Source organism: Nocardia sp. NPDC059240, assembly GCF_042753865.1.
Taxonomy (GTDB): Bacteria; Actinomycetota; Actinomycetes; order Mycobacteriales; family Mycobacteriaceae; genus Nocardia.
The window spans coordinates 186,905-204,748 of the sequence record NZ_JBHZAC010000011.1 but is presented as its reverse complement, the minus strand read 5'-3'; the positions used below and the strand labels follow the sequence as shown (position 1 = coordinate 204,748).

Annotated in this window: 17 protein-coding genes; 14 read left to right on the top strand and 3 right to left on the bottom strand. The window is 67.5% G+C overall.

Features of this window, described 5'->3' with window-relative positions:
- Positions 1-27: 27 nt before the first annotated feature.
- The 8 genes from ACFXHA_RS34830 to ACFXHA_RS34795 all read left to right on the top strand — a co-directional run bounded on the left by ACFXHA_RS34830 (position 28) and on the right by ACFXHA_RS34795 (position 7,750).
- A complete protein-coding gene (locus ACFXHA_RS34830; RefSeq protein ID WP_379363775.1) occupies positions 28-732 on the top strand; it encodes a L,D-transpeptidase in 705 nt (234 codons plus the stop codon).
- Between the two features lie 277 nt (positions 733-1,009).
- Positions 1,010-1,735, top strand: a complete 726-nt coding sequence (locus ACFXHA_RS34825) for a response regulator transcription factor (RefSeq protein WP_379363773.1) — start codon at positions 1,010-1,012, stop codon at positions 1,733-1,735.
- 104 nt (positions 1,736-1,839) lie between these two features.
- Positions 1,840-2,391 (top strand): diaminobutyrate acetyltransferase, encoded by a 552-nt coding sequence (gene ectA, locus ACFXHA_RS34820; protein ID WP_379363771.1) that lies wholly within the window; start codon positions 1,840-1,842, stop codon positions 2,389-2,391.
- Complete coding sequence (gene ectB, locus ACFXHA_RS34815) at positions 2,388-3,662, top strand: diaminobutyrate--2-oxoglutarate transaminase (RefSeq protein ID WP_379363769.1); 1,275 nt, start codon at positions 2,388-2,390, stop codon at positions 3,660-3,662. The genes ectA and ectB overlap by 4 nt, the downstream gene beginning before the upstream one ends.
- A gap of 1 nt (position 3,663) precedes the next feature.
- A complete protein-coding gene (locus ACFXHA_RS34810; RefSeq protein ID WP_379363767.1) occupies positions 3,664-4,077 on the top strand; it encodes an ectoine synthase in 414 nt (137 codons plus the stop codon).
- Positions 4,064-4,948, top strand: coding sequence for an ectoine hydroxylase (thpD, locus tag ACFXHA_RS34805; protein WP_379363765.1), 885 nt, complete (start codon positions 4,064-4,066; stop codon positions 4,946-4,948). Before ACFXHA_RS34810 ends, thpD begins: the two co-directional genes overlap by 14 nt.
- Before the next feature lie 170 nt (positions 4,949-5,118).
- Positions 5,119-6,192, top strand: a complete 1,074-nt coding sequence (locus ACFXHA_RS34800) for a calcium:proton antiporter (protein ID WP_379363763.1) — start codon at positions 5,119-5,121, stop codon at positions 6,190-6,192.
- A 91-nt stretch (positions 6,193-6,283) separates the two neighbouring features.
- Positions 6,284-7,750, top strand: coding sequence for an alpha/beta hydrolase (locus ACFXHA_RS34795; protein ID WP_379363761.1), 1,467 nt, complete (start codon positions 6,284-6,286; stop codon positions 7,748-7,750).
- 15 nt (positions 7,751-7,765) lie between these two features.
- Here the strand turns inward: ACFXHA_RS34795 and ACFXHA_RS34790 are convergent, their stop codons facing one another.
- A complete protein-coding gene (locus tag ACFXHA_RS34790; RefSeq protein ID WP_379363759.1) occupies positions 7,766-8,710 on the bottom strand; it encodes an oxygenase MpaB family protein in 945 nt (314 codons plus the stop codon).
- A gap of 151 nt (positions 8,711-8,861) precedes the next feature.
- On the opposite strand from ACFXHA_RS34790, the gene ACFXHA_RS34785 reads away from it, so the two are divergent.
- Positions 8,862-9,530 carry a TetR/AcrR family transcriptional regulator gene (locus ACFXHA_RS34785; protein ID WP_379363757.1) on the top strand — a complete coding sequence of 223 codons (669 nt, stop codon included), beginning with the start codon at positions 8,862-8,864 and terminating at the stop codon, positions 9,528-9,530.
- A gap of 9 nt (positions 9,531-9,539) precedes the next feature.
- Here ACFXHA_RS34785 and ACFXHA_RS34780 read toward each other — a convergent pair whose 3' ends face one another.
- Positions 9,540-10,706 (bottom strand): PucR family transcriptional regulator, encoded by a 1,167-nt coding sequence (locus tag ACFXHA_RS34780; RefSeq protein ID WP_379363755.1) that lies wholly within the window; start codon positions 10,704-10,706, stop codon positions 9,540-9,542.
- Between the two features lie 20 nt (positions 10,707-10,726).
- Positions 10,727-12,634: an alkyl/aryl-sulfatase gene (locus ACFXHA_RS34775; protein ID WP_379363753.1), complete on the bottom strand. Its 1,908-nt coding sequence runs from the start codon at positions 12,632-12,634 to the stop codon at positions 10,727-10,729.
- Between the two features lie 175 nt (positions 12,635-12,809).
- Here ACFXHA_RS34775 and ACFXHA_RS34770 point away from each other — a divergent pair, with 175 nt between their 5' ends.
- The 5 genes from ACFXHA_RS34770 (at position 12,810) to ACFXHA_RS34750 (ending at position 17,828) form a co-directional block, all read left to right on the top strand.
- The gene (locus ACFXHA_RS34770; RefSeq protein ID WP_379363751.1) at positions 12,810-13,106 is read left to right on the top strand and encodes a hypothetical protein; all 297 of its coding nucleotides are present in this window, start codon (positions 12,810-12,812) and stop codon (positions 13,104-13,106) included.
- Between the two features lie 121 nt (positions 13,107-13,227).
- The gene (locus tag ACFXHA_RS34765) at positions 13,228-14,604 is read left to right on the top strand and encodes a cytochrome P450 (RefSeq protein ID WP_379363749.1); all 1,377 of its coding nucleotides are present in this window, start codon (positions 13,228-13,230) and stop codon (positions 14,602-14,604) included.
- Positions 14,601-15,503, top strand: coding sequence for an alpha/beta fold hydrolase (locus ACFXHA_RS34760; protein ID WP_379363747.1), 903 nt, complete (start codon positions 14,601-14,603; stop codon positions 15,501-15,503). The genes ACFXHA_RS34765 and ACFXHA_RS34760 overlap by 4 nt, the downstream gene beginning before the upstream one ends.
- Positions 15,487-16,344 (top strand): SDR family NAD(P)-dependent oxidoreductase, encoded by an 858-nt coding sequence (locus tag ACFXHA_RS34755; protein WP_379363745.1) that lies wholly within the window; start codon positions 15,487-15,489, stop codon positions 16,342-16,344. Before ACFXHA_RS34760 ends, ACFXHA_RS34755 begins: the two co-directional genes overlap by 17 nt.
- On the top strand, positions 16,341-17,828 hold the full coding sequence (locus ACFXHA_RS34750; protein ID WP_379363743.1) for a flavin-containing monooxygenase: 1,488 nt from the start codon (positions 16,341-16,343) through the stop codon (positions 17,826-17,828). The genes ACFXHA_RS34755 and ACFXHA_RS34750 overlap by 4 nt, the downstream gene beginning before the upstream one ends.
- Positions 17,829-17,844 lie beyond the last annotated feature (16 nt).

The following is a 17,844-nucleotide window of genomic DNA, read 5'->3' as shown; positions in this document are numbered from 1 at the left end:
ATCGGGGTGCGGCAGACTGGCAGGACTATGCCCATCGCCCGCAGCCGCCTGGTCTCCGCGATCATGGCCACCGCCGTCCTCGCCGCGGTCGCCGGTTGCGCCGGTAAGCCCGCTCCGCCGGAGGAACAGCCGGCCTACTCCGGGCCCGCCGAACAGCTCATCACGGTGATCGCGGATTCGGCCACCGCCACCACGGCCACCCTGACCGCCTGGAACCGCAGTGACACCGGCAGCGGAACGAGATGGGTCCGCGTGATCGGCCCCTACCGCGCCGATGTGGGCGCGCAGGGCATCGGCCTGACCAGCGAGACGGCGACGCGTTCCCCGGCCGGAATCTGGCCCCTCACAGAGGCATTCGGCATCGCGGCCGACAATGGGACCAAACTTCCGTATCTGCGGGTGACGGATTCGGATTGGTGGGTCTCGGATGTGGACTCCAAGTACTACAACACCCATTACTCGTGCGCGCCCGGCACCTGCCCGTTCAACGAATCCGCCGGTGAGGATCTGGGCACGGCGGGTCCGGCCTACGACCACGCGGTCGTCATCGACTACAACCGCTCGCCCGTGGTCCGAGGTGCGGGTTCGGCCTACTTCCTGCACGTCGGTGACGGTAATCCCACCGCGGGCTGCGTCGCCCTGCCGGGCGGGGAATTGAACGAGGTGATGCGCTGGCTGGACCCCGCGCGCAGCCCGGTCATCGACATCGCGGTGCGCGACCGCTCGCACTGACTCCGCGCCGAAATCGCCTGTGCCTGTTCTCACAATGTCGCAAATGGGCCCGGCCACCCGAATGTCGAGAACTGCCGGTCGTGTTCTCTCGTTATAACCTTGTGACATGAGGCAATTCGATTGATGTGCGTGAGCTATCGATCCGCATAACCGGAATCACCCAATGTTTCGCTGAACTAAGGTTCGGGTATTCGACCTAGTCGAATGCGATCACCGCGGCGCGGTGATTGTCCGCTGGACGTATCGGGACGTCCTCCGGACGAAAGGATGTGGATTAATGGCCGCGAGCCTGATGATCGTGGGGGATGCCGACCGGGTCCCCATCGCCTTGCGCGAGGCGATGGAACTGGAGGGCTACGACGTCGACGCGGCGGGCGCTGCCGAGCTGGCGCTGGAGCGCCTGCGCGCCCAGGGGGCGCCGGATGTGATGATCGTGGATCTGCTGGTCGGTGAAATGGACGCCTTCACCTGTATTCGCGAGGTGCGCCGCGCGCACGAGGTGCCGATCCTGGTGGTCAGCGGGACCGAGGACACCCACGATGTGGTCGCGGCGTTGGAGGCCGGCGCGGATGATTTCGTGACCATGCCGTTCGAGACGAAGGAGATCAGCGCCCGCATCCGGGCGTTGCGCCGCCGCCCGCATCTGGGCGCGCTGCCGGAGGATCCGGTCGGCGAACCGCCCGCCGAGATCGTGCTGGACACCGATGAGCATGGCGCGCTGGTGCTTTCGCCGGACGGCGGGGTGGTGCGCCGCGGCGACGACACGGTTCCGTTGACCATCACCGAATTCCGGCTGCTGTGTGAACTGGCCGCCAATCCGGGCCGGGTGCTGAGCCGCCCGCTGCTGCTCGAACGGGCCTGGGACGAAGGCTTCTTCGGTGATGAGCGGCTGGTCGACGTGCATGTCCGCCGACTGCGCACCAAGATCGAGACCGATCCGTCCGAACCGCGCATCGTGGTCACGGTCCGTGGTCTGGGATATCGCCTCGACATGCCGAAATAGCGGCTTTCCGGAGCTCTTTACGGCGCGCGGTCATCGGATCGTCATGAGATCGCAATGAGTTCGCACGGTAGACCTCAAAGTTTCACGGTCAGGCTGAGGGAGTCATGCAGATCCCAATCAGCAAATTTGACGCGATATCCCAGCAAACCCTCGACACTCGATCCGTTCGGATTCGCGAGCCCGTGCTCGCCGACGGTGCGCACATGTGGCGTATCGCCGAGGAATCCCAGGTGCTCGACACCAATTCCGGCTACGCCTACCTGCTGTGGTGCCGGGACTTCTCCGACACCTCGCTGGTGGTCGAAATCGACGGTGAGGTAACCGGTTTCGTCATCGGCTACACCCGCCCCGCCTGGCCGCGCACCCTGTTCGTGTGGCAGGTGGCCGTCGACCACGCGCACCGTGGTCAGGGCCTGGCCGTGGCCATGCTCGACGTGCTGCTGGAAAGCTGTGCGGCCCACGGTGTCACGCAGCTCGAAACCACGATCTCTCCCGACAATCCGGCCTCGGTCGCCACGTTCTCGGCCCTGGCCCGCCGGCGGGGTGCGGCGCTGACCCGCACCCCGCTGTTCACGGCGGACCAGTTTCCGGGCGGGCACCAGCCCGAGGATCTCTACCGCATCGCACCGGTCACCCCTCAGGAGGTATGGCGATGACTATCCCCGACATGACGGTTTTCGCGGAGCTCGAATCGAATGTGCGCGGCTACTGCCGCTCCTGGCCGACCGTGTTCGACACCGCGTCCGGAGCCTGGCTGCGGGACGAAACCGGCCGGGAATACTTGGATTTCTTCGCCGGGGCGGGCGCGCTCAACTACGGCCACAACAATCCCGTGCTCAAGCAGGCGCTGCTCGACTACATCGCCGGTGACAGGCTCACCCACGGCCTGGACATGGCCACGGTGGCCAAGCGGGAACTGCTGGAAACGTTGCGCGACCGCATCTTCCGGCCGCGCGGTCTCGACTACAAGGTGCAGTTCCCGGGACCCACCGGCGCGAATGCCGTGGAAGCGGCGCTCAAGCTGGCCCGCAAGGCGACCGGCCGCACCGAAATCCTCAACTTCACCAACGCTTTTCACGGCATGACCCTGGGTGCGCTCTCGGTCACCGGCAATGCCGCCAAGCGGGCGGGCGCGGGCGTGCCACTGCAGCACGCCACGTCGATGCCGTTCGACGGCTATCTCTCGGGCGCGGACGATGATTCGTTCGAATGGATGGAGCGCGTCCTCGACGACGCCTCCTCCGGGCTGGACAGCCCCGCCGCCGTGATCGTCGAGACGGTGCAGGGCGAGGGCGGGGTGAATGTGGCGGGCGTGGAGTGGCTGCGCACGCTGGCCGGATTGTGTTCTGCCCGTGAGATTCTGCTGATCGTCGACGACGTGCAGATGGGCTGCGGCCGCACCGGCCCGTTCTTTTCCTTCGAAACGGCCGGAATCACACCGGATATCGTGACCCTGTCCAAATCCATCGGCGGTTACGGCCTGCCCATGGCGCTGGTGCTGTTCAAACCCGAACTGGACCTGTGGAAGCCGGGCGAGCACAACGGCACCTTCCGCGGCAACAATCCGGCCTTCGTCACCGCCCGAACGGCATTGGAGCATTACTGGGCCGACGACACCCTCGAGGCCGCCACCCGAGCCAAGAGCGAGCGGGTCGACAGCGCCCTGACCGGCATGGTCGCCGCCTTCGACGGCATCAGCACCCGCGGGCGCGGCCTGGTGCACGGCGTCGTCTTCGAGGACGCCTCGCGGGCGGAGAAGGTGTGCGCGGCCGCCTTCCAGCGCGGACTGCTGGTGGAGACCTCCGGCCCCGAGGACGAGGTGGTGAAACTGCTGCCGCCGCTGACGATTACCGACGCCGAGCTCGATCACGGCCTGGAATTGCTGGCCGCGTCGATGGATGCGGTCTCCGACGGGCGGGGGTACTGACATGATCGTTCGCACCACGCACGAGATCACCGGTACCGATCGGGACGTCTCGGGTCCGGGCTGGCGCAGCAAGCGCATCGTGCTCGGTGGCGACCGGGTCGGATTCTCCTTCCACGAGACCACCATCGAGGCCGACACCATCCACGAGTTCCACTACCGGCATCACGTCGAGGCGGTCTGGCTGGTCGAGGGTGCCGGTACCGTGGTCGATCTCGACCGCGGACTCACCTACGAACTGGGCCCGGGCTCGATGTATCTGCTCGACGGCCACGAACGCCATCGCCTGTTCGCCCGCACCCGCATGCGCATGCTGTGCGTGTTCAATCCGCCGGTGACCGGACGGGAAGTGCATGACGAGCACGGCGTCTACCCGCTGGTCACCGTCGACGAGGAGGTCCTGAATGACGTTGTCTGACAATGGCAGAATCGACCGCTACCGCACCCGCACCGTCGCGGGCACGCCGCCGATCGATCGTGACGACCCGACCGTCTGGGGTGAGATCGGCACGCCGGGTCTCGCCGAATTCGACGACCACGGCTATGCGATTCTCGACGGCCTGCTCGACCGCTACGAGGTCGTCGACGTCGTCGCCGAAATCGACAGACTGACCGGCGATCCCGAACTGATGCTGGACGAGCGCGTCATCCTCGAGCCCGGCTCGCACCGGGTGCGTTCGATCTTCGAGGTGCACCGCCTCAGCGCCCTGATCGCGGATCTGGTGCGCGAGAGCCGAATTGCCGGACTGGCCCGCCAGATCCTCGGCTCGGAGGTGTACCTGCACCAGTCGCGCGTCAACTACATGCCCGGTTTCACCGGCAGCGGGTTCTACTGGCATTCGGATTTCGAGACCTGGCATGCCGAGGACGGTATGCCCGCGCCGCGCGCCGTGAGCCTGTCGATCGCGTTGACCGACAATTTCCCGTTCAACGGCAGTCTCATGGTCATGCCCGGCTCGCACCGCACGTTCGTGCCCTGCCAGGGCGAGACGCCGCCGGATCATCACCGGGAGTCGTTGCGCCACCAGGAGATCGGCGTCCCCTCGCAGCAGGCGATCACCGACCTCGCGGGCAAGCACGGCATCACCCAGTTCACCGGCCCGGCCGGTTCGGCGCTGCTGTTCGATTCGAATCTCATGCACGGTTCGGCGGGCAATATCACCCCGTTCCCGCGCTCGAATCTGTTCCTGGTGTTCAACAGCGTGGACAACACGCTGCTCGACCCGTTCGCCGCGCCGTATCCGCGACCGGAGTACCTCGCGAGCCGGGACTTCACTCCGCTCATGTGAGTGCGGAAGGTGTTCCATATGCCAATGTCGTTCCACGTGGTAGCGATCACAAAACCGCCGGAAAAATGGTTCTGAACGGCTGGTTACAAGTTGAGCGCCTTACCGCGTGGAACGTCTATGGATCATGACGATCCGAAACTGTTACATGCGCTCTCTATGCTGGAAAGCATATGCAGAGATTTCGCTGGACAGTCGCCGTTCCCCTGCTCGCCGTCGTAGTACTCGCCGCCGTCTGGGGGCGCCAGTTGTCACTGCTGGCCGACATCCCGATATTCGCCCTGCTCCTCGCGGCCGTCCTGGCGGCCGTGCATCACGCCGAGGTGGTGGCGCACCGGGTCGGGGAACCGTTCGGCGCGTTGGTACTTGCCGTCGCGGTCACGGTCATCGAAGTGGGATTGATTCTGACGCTGATGATTTCGGCGGGTGACAAGGCCGCACCACTGGCACGCGACACCGTGTTCGCGGCGATCATGATCACCTGCAACGGCATCTTCGGACTGGTGCTGCTGGTCGGCGCGCTGCGGCGGCGGGTCGCGGTCTTCAATGCCGAGGGCACCGGCGCGGCGCTGGCCACCGTCGCAACCCTGGCGACGCTGAGCCTGGTGCTGCCGACCTTCACGACAAGTCAACCGGGACCGCAATTCTCGCCCGCGCAACTGGCCTTCGCGGCGGTCGCCTCCCTGGTGCTCTACGGCTGTTTCGTGGCCGTGCAGACCATCCGGCACAAGGAAGATTTCCTGCCCGTCGAACCGGGCAGTGGCGAGGCCGACGAGCATGATCGACCGACCGCGCGTGCCGCCCGCACCAGCGCCGGGCTCTTGCTGGTGGCCCTCGTCGGGGTGGTCGGGCTGGCCAAGGCGATCTCGCCCGCCATCGAATCCGGCGTCGACGCGGCGGGTTTGCCGCGGGCGGCGGTGGGTGTGGTGATCGCTCTGCTGGTGCTGCTCCCCGAGGCGCTGGCCGCGGTGCGGGCCGCGCGGGGCGGCCGGGTACAGGTGGGTTTGAATCTCGCGCTCGGCTCGGCCATGGCCAGCATCGGCCTCACCATTCCCGCGGTCGCGGTGGCCTCGATCTGGATCGATACCCCGCTGCTGCTGGGCCTGGGCGCGACGGAGATGGTGCTGCTCGCTCTCACCGTCGTCGTCGGACTGCTGACCGTGGTCCCCGGTCGGGCCACCCTGTTGCAGGGCACGGTTCATCTGTCGCTGTTCGGCGCGTTCGCGTTCCTGGCGGTCGCGCCGTAAATCGCCGGCGTTGCATAGTCCTGGAGGGGGAGTCGAGACCGGCACCGTGGGGTGAGGTCCGCGAGGACTCCCGATTCCTAGCGTCGACGACATGAAGCGAAGAGTGCGGCTCGGCGTGGCGCTGGGGTTGACGGGGCTGTTGATGTCCGCGGTGACAGCGTGCGAGCGAGCATCCGAGGCGACGCCGACCTGGACGGCCTGCCAGGGCAGCGGGCTGGACCCACGCCAGGAGTGCACGACGGTGTCGGTGCCGCTCGACTACGAGAAGCCCGGCGGTGAGCGGATTTCCCTCGCCGTCTCGCGCATCCGCAGCCCGCATCCGCAGCAGCGGCGCGGCGTCCTGTTCCTGATTCCGGGCGGTCCGGGTGGGTCCGGGCTCGGGCTGCCGTCGACCCGGGGCGCGAAACTGCCGGAGTCGGTCCGCGACGCCTACGACCTGATCGGATTCGATCCGCGCGGCCTGGGTGCCAGTACCCCGGCGAATTGCCATCTCGCACCGCAGGATCTGGCTGTGGAGCGGTTGCGGTCGTGGCCCGACGCCGACGGCGGCATCGCGGCGAATGTCGAGATCGAGCAGGGCGTGGCTCGGGCGTGTGCACAGAATGGCGGCGCGCTGGTGCGGTCGATCGGGACCCGGACCGAGGCGCGCGACCTCGATCGCATCCGAGAGGCGCTGGGGGAGAACAAGATATCCGCGTGGGGCGAGTCCTACGGCACGTATGTGCTGGCGGTGTACACCACGCTGTTCGGCGATCGGACCGACCGGGTGCTGTCCGACAGCAACGACGACCCCGACCCCGACCGGGTCGAGCGTGCCTGGCAGGCCAATTACGCCGTCGGCGTGGAGGATCGGTTCCCGGACTTCGCTCGCTGGGCCGCCACGGCCGGCAATCCCGACCGGGTCGCGGCGACGCCCGAGGACGTGCGCGGCGAATTCCTCACGCTCGCGGCACGTCTGGATCGCAGTCCGCTGCCCTGGCCGGGAGCTGAACTATCGACCCTGAGCGGCAATGGATTACGTCAGATCCTGCTCGACGGCCTGTACGACGACCGGAACTTTCCCCGAGTGGCCCAGGTGATCAATGCCGCCGCCGGTTCGGGAACGCTGCCCGCTGCCCGCCCCGCCGCACCCGAGGAACCCGCCCAGCGATCGACCGCCGTCCTGGTCGCCACCCTGTGCAATGACGTGGCCTGGCCGACCGCCGTGCCGGACTACGCGACCGCCGTTGCCGAGGATCGAGCCCGCTATCCGCTCACCGCCGGTATGCCGCACGGCTATTCACCCTGCGCGACCTGGCCGTTCCCGCCCGCCCCGCGCACGGTCGTGAATTCCTCCGGCCCCGCGAATGTGCTGCTGGTGCAGAACCTCCGGGATCCGGCCACGCCGTACAGCGGCGCGTTGAACCTGCGGCGGGCCTTAGGCGATCGGGCCCGCATGGTCACCGTCGACGCCGGTGGGCACGGCGCGTATCCGTCCCCGATCCCTTGTGCCGACGAAGCCGTCGAGCGTTTCCTGCTCGACGGCATCCGCCCCGCAGCGGACCTCACCTGTCGATGAGGTCCGGTCGCCGAATCAGCCTGCGGCGGAGACGCTTCGATGACCCCGGCTGCCGTAGAGTTCCCGCGCGGCCGCCGGTGTCACCGTCTCGGCGTGCTCGGGGACCTCGAACTTCAAGTGCTGTTCGAGGATCTGCCCGGCCATCGGCGCGATGATCGGCGCGGCCATGATCAGGCCCGCCTTGTTGAACAGGGTGAACAGCCAGACCAGAATCCGCGCAGCCGGTTTCACCAGCAGGTCCACGATGCGGGGCCGGTCGAAGCGGCCGAGATGCCGCATCCACTTGGGCAGCGTCGCGATCGAGGCGAACGACAGCAGGCGTGCGCCCAGCGCGTACGTCAAGCCCGCGCCGTTCTTGGGAGAGGTGAACAGCATCTGGTGCATGCCCTCCTCGGCGCGTTCCGAACTGCACAGGCGCGCACGGACATTCGCGTAGTACTCGCGAATCCCCTCGCGAGTGACGGGCACGTCCGCGGGATCGCAGGTCTGCAGTTCCGCGGCGATCCGGCACTCCTGCCAGTAGCGGGCCTCTTCCTCGGGAGTCAGTCCGGGACCGAACATCTCGTAGGCCTTGAGCACCGACTGCCAGCCCGTGATGTGGATCCACAGCTGGGTTTCCGGGTTGTTGGGGCTGTAGCGCTTGCCGCTGATCGGCTCGATGCCGGTGCTCTTGGCGTGCACGGTCATCAGGTGTTCGGAGGCCTGGATCGCGGTGCGCGAGTCGCCGATCGCCACGATCAGGAAGTAGGCGAAGGTGGCGTCGAGCCGGCTGCGCGCGTCGGAGTAGATCTTGCCGGTGTCGGCGACCGACGCGGTCAGGAAGGGATCGAAGAACTCGAGGGTGACCGCGCGCTGGAAGCCGATCACCGCGGTGGGCGAGGTCCACACCTTCCAGCTCGGCGAATCCGGGCCGAAGAAGCCGTAATCGGTTCGGCGGAGGTTGGTCGGATCGAAGTTCACTGGGGCTCCTCTACGGGCTCGATCCCATGCAATATGACGCAACCGTAGCAATTGCTGGCGCCGAATACAACGGGCGCGTAGCTTTAGTTCGGACAGGCGCGTGACCTCGGGAACCGGGATGACAGAATGGGCCGGTGAAAGCGGAGTGGCAGTGAGCAAACCCCCTGCGGCGGCAGCGCACGCACGGGCGGCCGAGGATCGACCACGCCGCCGCTACGCGCCCCGGCTGCCCCCCGAGGAACGCCGGGCGCAGCTGCTCGACGCCGCCTTCGCCGTCCTGGAGAAGGCCGAACTGCACGAACTGAGCATGGAGGCCGTGGCCGCCGAGGCCGGGGTCGGCAAGCCGGTGCTCTACACCGTCTTCAAGACCCGCGCCGACCTGGTCGCCGCCCTGCTGGAACGCGAACGCGAACGCGCCCTCGAACAGGTCGCCGACACCCTGCCCACCGATCTGCTCGGCGCGGACCCGGTGGTCGCCGCCTCCGGGACCGTCCGGGCGTTCGTCGATGTGGCGCTGAGCAATCCGACCCGCTGGCGGCTACTGCTCGCGGGCCCCGGCAATGCCCCCGACGAGTATCGCGAGGCCATCCGCAGTTCCCGCGCGGGCATCTTCGACCAGGCCGAGGCGGTGGTCCGGATGGGTCTGGTCGCCGATCCCCGCTGGGCCGGAATCGATTCCGGACTGCTGACGAACTCCCTGCTGACCATCGCGGAAATGCTCGGCCGGCTGGCGGTGAGCGATCCGGACGCCTATCCGCGCGAGCGCATCGAGGGCTTCGTCCAGTTCATCGTCGGACTGCTCGTCGGCGCGACCGGTTGATCCCCGGAATCAGCGGCCGGGCTCGCCGAGCTGGCGGGCCACCCGCGCGCCCATGAGAGTCGAGATCCCGGTCGGGGTCTGCGGGTCGTAGCCGGTGAGTTCGGCGATGCGGGTGAGCCGGTAGGTCACCGTATTGCGGTGCACGGAAAGCTCACGGGCGGTGCCGTTCTGGTTGAAGTCCTGCAGGATGAACACCTCCAGGGTCTCGGCCAGCACCGGCTGCGCGTCGAGCGGGTCGAGCACCTGGATCAGGTTGGCGGTCGCGCCCGAGGTGGCGATGGCGTATTCGAAGACCATGTCCTCGCGCCGGCAGACCATGCCCGGGCGGCGCAGGGCGCGGCCGGTCTCGGCCAGCACCCGTGCCTCGGCGAACGCGGCGGGTAGTCGATCACGGGTCGGTGCGGCTGAAATGCCCACCCACAGTGCGGATTTCGCGCTGCGATTGCGGGGTTGCAGGATCTCGGTGAGGCTGCCGATGGCCGCGCTCTCGTCGGCGGCCGCGCGCAACGGCAGGAGGGTCGTCCACCCGCCGCTGTCGCGGTAGAGGAAGCTGCCCGCGATGCCGCCCAGTCGCCGCCGCAGTTCGGTGAGGATGCCGGGCGCGGCGTCCCCGAGCCGGATGACCGCCACCACGTAGCTGTCCACCAGGGTGACGGCCGCGTCCTCGGCCCATTCGTACGGATCGCCGCCGGTGAGCAAGGCTTCGGCGATCGCCCGATGCTGTTCGATGCGGTCGTAGCGGGATTGGCGTACATCGTCGACGCAGGCGTCCGCGATCCGGCTCGTCATCAGCGCCACGTACTGGGCCAGCCGGAACGCGCTCGTGGCCGCGGTGACCGCCGCCTCGGGGGCCGGCGTGCCGACCACCTGATTCCAGACGAACGTCAGCCCCACCCGATAGTTGGTGAGCGCCTCCGACAGTGGCATGCCGTCGCGGACCAGTGACACCGCCCGCGCCACCAGCGGCTCGGTATCGACCTCGCTCGGTTCGGCCCCGGTGCGCACGAACCGGAAGAACAGGTCGATATTCAGGTAGGCGGCGGGCAGGAAGTCGGCGTCCATCATCGACTTCGGCAGCGCGTCATAGGGCGGCGCGCCGACCGCGAAGTTCGCGATCAGCGCCACCGCCCGGTCCTGCCAGGCATCGATGAACTGTTCCGTACCGGCCTCCACCATGAGACCTCCCGTCGCCGCCGTCAGGGAGTGACGATAGCGAAGTCCGGGTCCGGTTCGTCCAGTGCGGCCACCAGCTCGCCGAAGGCGGAAGGATCGCCGTGCACCCGCAGCTCGCCGCGCGCGAAGGCGGCCGGGAAGTCCCGGTCCATGAGCAGGATCCGAATCAGCGTGGGGTGGGTCAGTTCGAAGGTGGCGTCGGCGTCGGGCAGGCCGTCGCCTTCGAAGCGGTCGTAGTGCACCAGCAGTCCGTTGCTCATCTCGATGCGGTGGGTCCGGCCCTGATCGGTGAGCGTCCAGTCCATGACCAGTCGCAATTCCCATGCCTTGGGCCCGTTCACCCGCAATGCCATGGCGTCGAAGATCTGCTCGACGGTCAGGCCCCGCAGCATGGAGGCGGCCGACTCGGACTTGGCCGGGGTGCCGAAGCCGCCGTGACGCAGCTCGTACGCACCGGACAGGTAGGCATTGCGCCAGGTGGCCGACTCGGCGCCATAGCCGAGCTGCTCGAAGGTGTCGGCCTGCAACGCCTTCGCCTGCTCGTTGCCCGGCTCGGCGAAGATCACGTAGTTGACCACCTGCGCCACCCACCGGAAATCGCCTGCGTCATAGGCGATTCGGGCCTTGCGCAGCACCTCGGTGGAGCCGCCCATGAATTCCACGTGCCGGGTGGCGTTCTCGACCGGCGGGTGCTCCCACAGATGAGCGGGATTGCCGTCGTACCAGCCCATGTAGCGCTGATAGATGGCCTTCACATTGTGGCTGACCGTGCCGTAGTACCCGTGCGTGTGCCAGCTCTGCTCGAGCGCCGGCGGCAGCGGGAAATCCTCGGCGATCTCGGTGCCGACCAGTCCCTGATTGAGCTTGCGCAGGGTCTGATCGTGCAGGTAGCCGTACATGTCCCGCTGCAGCGACATGAACTTCACGACCCGCTCGGTGCCCCAGGTGGGCCACAGGTGCGAGGAGAACACCACCTCCGAGTTGCGGGCATAGCGATTGATCGCCTCGGTGAGGTACCAGGCCCAGTTGTGGGCGTCGCGGACCAGCGCGCCGCGCAGCGTGAGCAGATTGTGCATGGTGTGAATGGCGTTCTCCGCCATGCACAATGCGCGATGGTCGGGCAGGAAGATGTTCATCTCCGCGGGTGCCTCGGTGTCGGGTGTCAGCTGGAACACCAGCCGCACCCCGTCCACCACGATCTCCTGTCCGCTCTCGGTCACATCCACGGTGGGCGCGATGATTCCGGCGGTGCCGACCGGAATCGTCTGTCCCAGTGCGGTTCCCACGGTGCCCTTGACGCTGTGCGGGAGTCCGGTGCCGAACATGTACCCGGCCCGGCGTGCCATGGCGGTCCCAGCGAAGATGTTCTCCGCCACCGCGTGTTCGAGGAAGCCCTCCGGCGCGATGACCGGGCAGCGGCCCGAGGTGGCGTCCTCGGCGGTGATGACGCCCTCCGCGCCGCCGAAGTGGTCGATGTGCGAGTGCGTGTAGATCAGCCCGGTGACGGGCCGGTGCGCGCGGTGGTCGCGGTAGAGCGCCAGTGCGGCCGCGGCGGTTTCGCGGGTGGTGAGCGGGTCGATGATGACGACGCCGGTCTCGCCCTCGATGAGCGTCATATTGGAGATGTCGAAGCCGCGCACCTGGTAGACGCCCGGCACGACCTCGAAAAGTCCTTGCTGCGAGGCGAGTTCGGACTGCCGCCACAGGCTCGGATGCACCGAGTAGGGGCAGTCGCCGCCGAGGAAGTCGTAGGAATCCCCGTCCCACACCACTTTTCCGTTGTCATCGGTGATCGCGCCGGGCTCCCGCCGGGCGATCAGTCCGCGGGCCGCGTCGTCGAAGTCGGCGGTGTCCGTAAAGGGCAGTGTCGACAGGGCGCGCTGGTATGCGGCGATGATGGGGGCGGTGGGTTCCGTGGGCTCGGTGGTCATCGGTGATCTCCTCGGTATCGGGTGATGTCTCGACTCTACGTCTTATTGCAGTTGCACTGCAATAAGAGCATCCTGTGAATGGACGCGCGACCTTGACGCAATCCATACGGGGACTCGCCGCGACGCGCTCGCCGAACTCGATCCGGGCTGCGTGTTACGGGACTACGATCCCCGCATGACGGTTGGCACCGACCTGCCCAAACCCGAATCCCTCTTCGATCTCGACGTCTGGCTGCATCGCTGGCCGGCCAGTTGCTACGCGACCGAATTGCATTACGGTGTCCTGGTTTTCACCGGCTGTGATGCGTTCGACGACCGCGACGCCGAGATCGCTCGACGGACCTATCCGGGGCGGCGCGTTCTCATCGACGACACCGGCAAGCTGCAGGTGCATCCGGCGGGGGAGGGTCCGCCGATCTCGATCTTCGATCCCGCCCACCCCTTCCGTACGGTGCTGCCGCCCGTTCACTGACGGCAACCTCCGTTCGGGGACTCGCGCCACTTCCCGGCCTGAAAAGTGACCCTTGCCACACGGCGGTACACGCGCGTACCGTCCGAGTGGTACGCAGAGGTACCAGGCTGGGAGATGGCGCATGACCACAGTGACACTGCCCGATGGACCCACCACGCCGGCCTTCGTCCAGGGCGTTCAGATCCTGGCCGGACGCACCCGCGCGTGGCGGCGACTACACGAGCGCTACGGCTCGGCGTTCATGGTGAACATGCCACGCTTCGGACCGACGCTGGTGCTGTCGGACCCGGCGGAGGTCAAGGCGCTGTTCACCACGCACACCGACCTGGTCGACAACATCGATGCCAACCTCGGCCAATTCCTCGGCCCCGGTTCGCTTTTCGCGCTGCGCGGCGAGGAACACCGCAAGGAACGCAAACTGCTCACCCCGCCCTTCCACGGCCGACGGCTGGCGGTCTACGAATCGCTGATCGAGGAGGAGGCCGTCCGCGAGCTGGCGGACTGGCCCTCGGGACGCGAGTTCGCGACCATGGACTCGATGATGCGGATCACGCTGAACGTGATCCTGCGCGCGGTCTTCGGAGCTGAGGGCGCCGAATTCGACCAATTGCGCACGCTGCTACCGAAACTGGTGCTGGTGGGCTCCGCGCTGGCGGCACTCCCGGTGCCGCGCAAGCTGTTCGGGCGCTTCGGGCCGTGGGCGCGGTTCGCCGCGCACCGCGCCGAATACGACCGGATCGTGCTGCGGCTGATCGAGCGCGCCGCCGCGGACCCCCAGCTGAGCGAGCGGGACGACGTGTTGGCCATGCTGCTGCAAGCCCGCTACGACGACGGTTCGACCATGACGCACAGCGAGATCGCCGACGAACTGCTCACCCTGCTCACCGCCGGGCACGAGACCACCGCCACCTCGCTGGCCTGGACCATCGAACGGCTGCGCCGGCATCCGCACATTCTCGAGCGACTGGTCGCCGAGGCCGACGCGGGCGGTTCCGCATTGCGCGAAGCGGTGCTGCTCGAGACGCAGCGGGTGCGCCCGGTCATCGACGCCACCGCGCGCAAGGTACGCGCGGACTCGCTGCAACTGGGCCGCTGGACGCTGCCGCGCGGGCAGGGCGTGATGGTCAGCATCCGGTTGATGCACGACAATCCCGAATTGTTCCCCAACCCACGGGATTTCGATCCGGACCGCTTCCTCGGGGTGCGGCCGGGCACGTTCAGCTGGATTCCGTTCGGCGGCGGTGCGCGCCGGTGCATCGGCGCGGCGTTCGCGACCATGGAGATGAATGTGGTCTTGCGCGTGCTGCTGCGCGATTTCACCCTGGAAACCACCGATGATCCGGACGAGCGCGCCCACTTCCGCGGTGTCGCACTGGTTCCCGCGAAGAAGGGCCGGGCCGTCGTGTACCGGCGGCCGTTGCGACCGGCGGTGACCGAGCCGGCGGCGGAGGCGAGCGGTGACAACGACAGCGCGCGTGGCGAGCAGGTGACGGCATGAGCGAGCAGGTGGCCGAGGTCGGCCGGGGCATCGAGCTGACCTACGAGCGGTCCGGTAGTGGCGTCCCGCTGCTGCTGATCGCCGGGCTCGGACAGCAGAAGCACGAATGGCACGACGGTCTGGTGGCGCTACTGGCCGACCGCGGTTATGACGTGGTGCGCTTCGACAATCGCGATGTCGGCCGTTCCACGCACGCCCGCTTCCGTCCGCCGGGGCCGGTGGACATGCTCCGCAAGCGCTGGGACCCACAGCAATACGATCTCGGTGATCTGGGCCTGGACACGCTCGGACTGCTCGACGTGCTCGGCTGGAACACCGCGCATCTGGTCGGCATGTCGATGGGCGGCATGATCGCGCAGACCGTCGCGGCCCGGTATCCCGCCCGGGTGTCATCGCTGACCTCGATCTTCTCCACCACCGGCGCGGCCCGGGTGGGGCGGCCCGCGCTCTCGACGTGGGCGCGCATGTTCGGCAAGCCCGCGAGCACCCGGGACGAGCACACGGACGCCGCGGTGAAGATGTACCGGCATATCGGCTCGGCCGGATATCCGTTCGACGAGAATAGGATTCGTGCCACCGCCGGAACCACCTGGGATCGTGATCCGCGCCCGGCGGCGGGGGTCGGCAGGCAGTTGGCCGGGATCATGAAGTCGGGGGACCGGACCGCGGAGGTGCGCACCATCACCGCGCCGACCCTGGTCCTGCACGGCGATCGCGACCGCATGGTGAATCCGACCGGTGGCGAGGTCACCGCGGCGGCGGTGTCCGGCGCGCGCCGCCACACCCTGCCCGGCATGGGTCACGATCTGCCGGAGGCGCTCTGGCCCACTCTCGCCGACCTCATCGACACCCATATTCGCACCGCAGAATCCAGGAGTTCCGATGCCCCGAACCTCTAGGCCACTGTCCGGCCGCCCGGTCATGATCACCGGCGCGGCCTCCGGAATCGGTCGGGGACTGGCCGAATTGCTTTCCCGCCGTGGGTCGCCCGTCGCCATCGCCGATATCGACGCCGACGGGCTAAAGCAGACGGCCGCGGCGCTGCGCGGTCCGGTGCTGACCCGGGTGCTGGATGTCAGCGACGCCGCCGAACAGCTCGCCTTCGCCGACGAGGTGCGCGAATGGCTGCCCGCGCCGCTGGCCGCGGTGTTCAACAATGCCGGTGTGGCGGTGTCATCCTCGGTCATCGAGAGCGTTCCGCAGGACGACGAATGGTTGCGGCGCATCAACTTCGACGGGGTCGTGAACGGGACCCGGGCATTCCTGCCGATCCTGGTCGAGCAGGGCAGCGGCGCGATCGTCAATACCTCCAGCGTGTTCGGGCTGGCGGGGATGCCTAACCAGAGTGCTTATTGTGCGGCGAAATTCGCGGTACGCGGCTTCACCGACGCGCTGCGGCAGGAACTTCGGGGTACCGGCGTCTCCGCGGTGACCGTGCATCCGGGCGGGATCAAGACCAATATCGCCCGCAACGGGCGGGTACGCAAAGACCCCGAGGGCCGGGGTCGCAGCCACGAGCAGATTGCCGACGAATTCGAGGCCATTGCCATGACCACGCCGGAGAAGGCGGCCGAAATCATCTGCCGTGGAGTGGAAAACGGTAAGGCGCGGATTCTGGTCGGGCCGGACGCCTACCTGTTCGACATCTTGACGCGGGTGAGCCCGACCCACTACTACGACGCAGTGTCGGTCGTGATGGGCGCCGCGCGCAGCCGGGCCGCGAAGGGAGCGAGACGATGACCGAACACGTGGACGTCCTGATCGTCGGGGCCGGACTGTCGGGAATCGGTGCGGCACACCATCTTCAGGAAGCCTTCCCGAATCGCAGCTACGCGATTCTCGAAGCGCGCGAGGCCATGGGCGGCACCTGGGATCTGTTCCGGTATCCCGGGGTGCGCTCGGATTCCGATATGCACACCCTCGGTTACCGGTTCCGGCCGTGGGTGGCCGCCGAAGCCATCGCGGATGGGCCCGCCATTCTCGACTATATTCGCGACACCGCCGCCGAGGCGGGCATCGACCGTCGAATCCGCTACGGGCACAAGGTGACCGGGGCCTCGTGGTCCTCGGAAGAGGCGCGCTGGACGGTGGGTTACACCCACGACGGCGCGACCTCGACGATCACCTGCAACTTTCTCTACCTGTGCGGCGGGTACTACCGCTACGACGAGGGCTACATCCCGGACTTCGCCGGGATCGAGGACTTCACCGGGCAGGTCGTGCATCCGCAGCACTGGCCCGCCGAACTCGATTACGCCGGAAAGCGTGTCGTGGTGATCGGCAGCGGGGCGACGGCGGTGACGCTGGTACCCGCGATGGCCGAGACCGCCGCGCAGGTGACCATGCTGCAACGCTCGCCGACCTACATCCTGTCGGTGCCGACCGTTGACGGCATTGCCACCAAACTGCGCGAGAAGCTGGGTAACCGTCGTGCCTACACGGTCACCCGATGGAAGAACGTGCTCGTCAGCACGCTCATCTATCAGCTCAGTCAGCGGCGGCCGCAGATGATGCGCAAGTTCTTCCGCAATCTCGCCATCAAGCAGCTGCCCGAAGGCTACGACGTCGACACGCATTTCAAGCCGACCTACAACCCGTGGGATCAGCGGTTGTGCCTGGTGCCGGACGGAGATCTGTTCCGGGCCATCAGCGCCGGGAAGGCGGCGGTGGCGACCGATCGCATCGAGCGGTTCACCGCCGACGGGATCCGGCTGGAGTCGGGTGCGGAATTGCCTGCCGACATCGTGGTCACCGCGACCGGACTGGATCTGCTGGCGCTCGGCGGGGTCGCGCTCACCGTCGACGGCCGTGAGATCGCGCCGCCGGACACCATGGCCTACAAGGGCATGATGCTCTCGGGCGTCCCGAATTTCGCCTTCACCATCGGCTACACCAATGCCTCGTGGACGCTCAAGGCCGACCTGGTCGCGGAATTCGTCTGTCGGTTGTTGCGGCACATGGACGCTCGCGGTTACGACAAGGCCACACCCTGGCCGGACCCGAGCGTCACCAGCGGGCCGCTGATGGATTTCCAGGCCGGGTACGTGCTGCGGGCCATGGACCGCTTCCCCAAGGCCGGATCACGCGCCCCGTGGCGGCTGGGCATGAACTATGCCCAAGACGTGATCACCTTGCGGCACGGGCGAATCGAGGACGGGACCATCCGTTTCGGTCATCGCACCGCAGTCGCAGCCACCACCGACCCCGAACAGGTCACCGCCTGAACGGTCACCCGCCGAG

Bases quoted from the DNA above. Each gene is read 5' to 3' on its own strand.
- ACFXHA_RS34795 (WP_379363761.1), top strand. From the start codon at position 6,284: ATGAAGCGAAGAGTGCGGCTCGGCGTGGCGCTGGGGTTGACGGGGCTG.
- ACFXHA_RS34800 (WP_379363763.1), top strand. From the start codon at position 5,119: ATGCAGAGATTTCGCTGGACAGTCGCCGTTCCCCTGCTCGCCGTCGTA.
- ACFXHA_RS34775 (WP_379363753.1), bottom strand. From the start codon at position 12,634: ATGACCACCGAGCCCACGGAACCCACCGCCCCCATCATCGCCGCATAC.
- ectA (WP_379363771.1), top strand. From the start codon at position 1,840: ATGCAGATCCCAATCAGCAAATTTGACGCGATATCCCAGCAAACCCTC.
- ACFXHA_RS34825 (WP_379363773.1), top strand. From the start codon at position 1,010: ATGGCCGCGAGCCTGATGATCGTGGGGGATGCCGACCGGGTCCCCATC.
- ACFXHA_RS34750 (WP_379363743.1), top strand. From the start codon at position 16,341: ATGACCGAACACGTGGACGTCCTGATCGTCGGGGCCGGACTGTCGGGA.
- ectB (WP_379363769.1), top strand. From the start codon at position 2,388: ATGACTATCCCCGACATGACGGTTTTCGCGGAGCTCGAATCGAATGTG.
- ACFXHA_RS34765 (WP_379363749.1), top strand. From the start codon at position 13,228: ATGACCACAGTGACACTGCCCGATGGACCCACCACGCCGGCCTTCGTC.
- ACFXHA_RS34770 (WP_379363751.1), top strand. From the start codon at position 12,810: ATGACGGTTGGCACCGACCTGCCCAAACCCGAATCCCTCTTCGATCTC.
- ACFXHA_RS34810 (WP_379363767.1), top strand. From the start codon at position 3,664: ATGATCGTTCGCACCACGCACGAGATCACCGGTACCGATCGGGACGTC.
- ACFXHA_RS34755 (WP_379363745.1), top strand. From the start codon at position 15,487: ATGCCCCGAACCTCTAGGCCACTGTCCGGCCGCCCGGTCATGATCACC.
- thpD (WP_379363765.1), top strand. From the start codon at position 4,064: ATGACGTTGTCTGACAATGGCAGAATCGACCGCTACCGCACCCGCACC.
- ACFXHA_RS34780 (WP_379363755.1), bottom strand. From the start codon at position 10,706: ATGGTGGAGGCCGGTACGGAACAGTTCATCGATGCCTGGCAGGACCGG.
- ACFXHA_RS34830 (WP_379363775.1), top strand. From the start codon at position 28: ATGCCCATCGCCCGCAGCCGCCTGGTCTCCGCGATCATGGCCACCGCC.
- ACFXHA_RS34760 (WP_379363747.1), top strand. From the start codon at position 14,601: ATGAGCGAGCAGGTGGCCGAGGTCGGCCGGGGCATCGAGCTGACCTAC.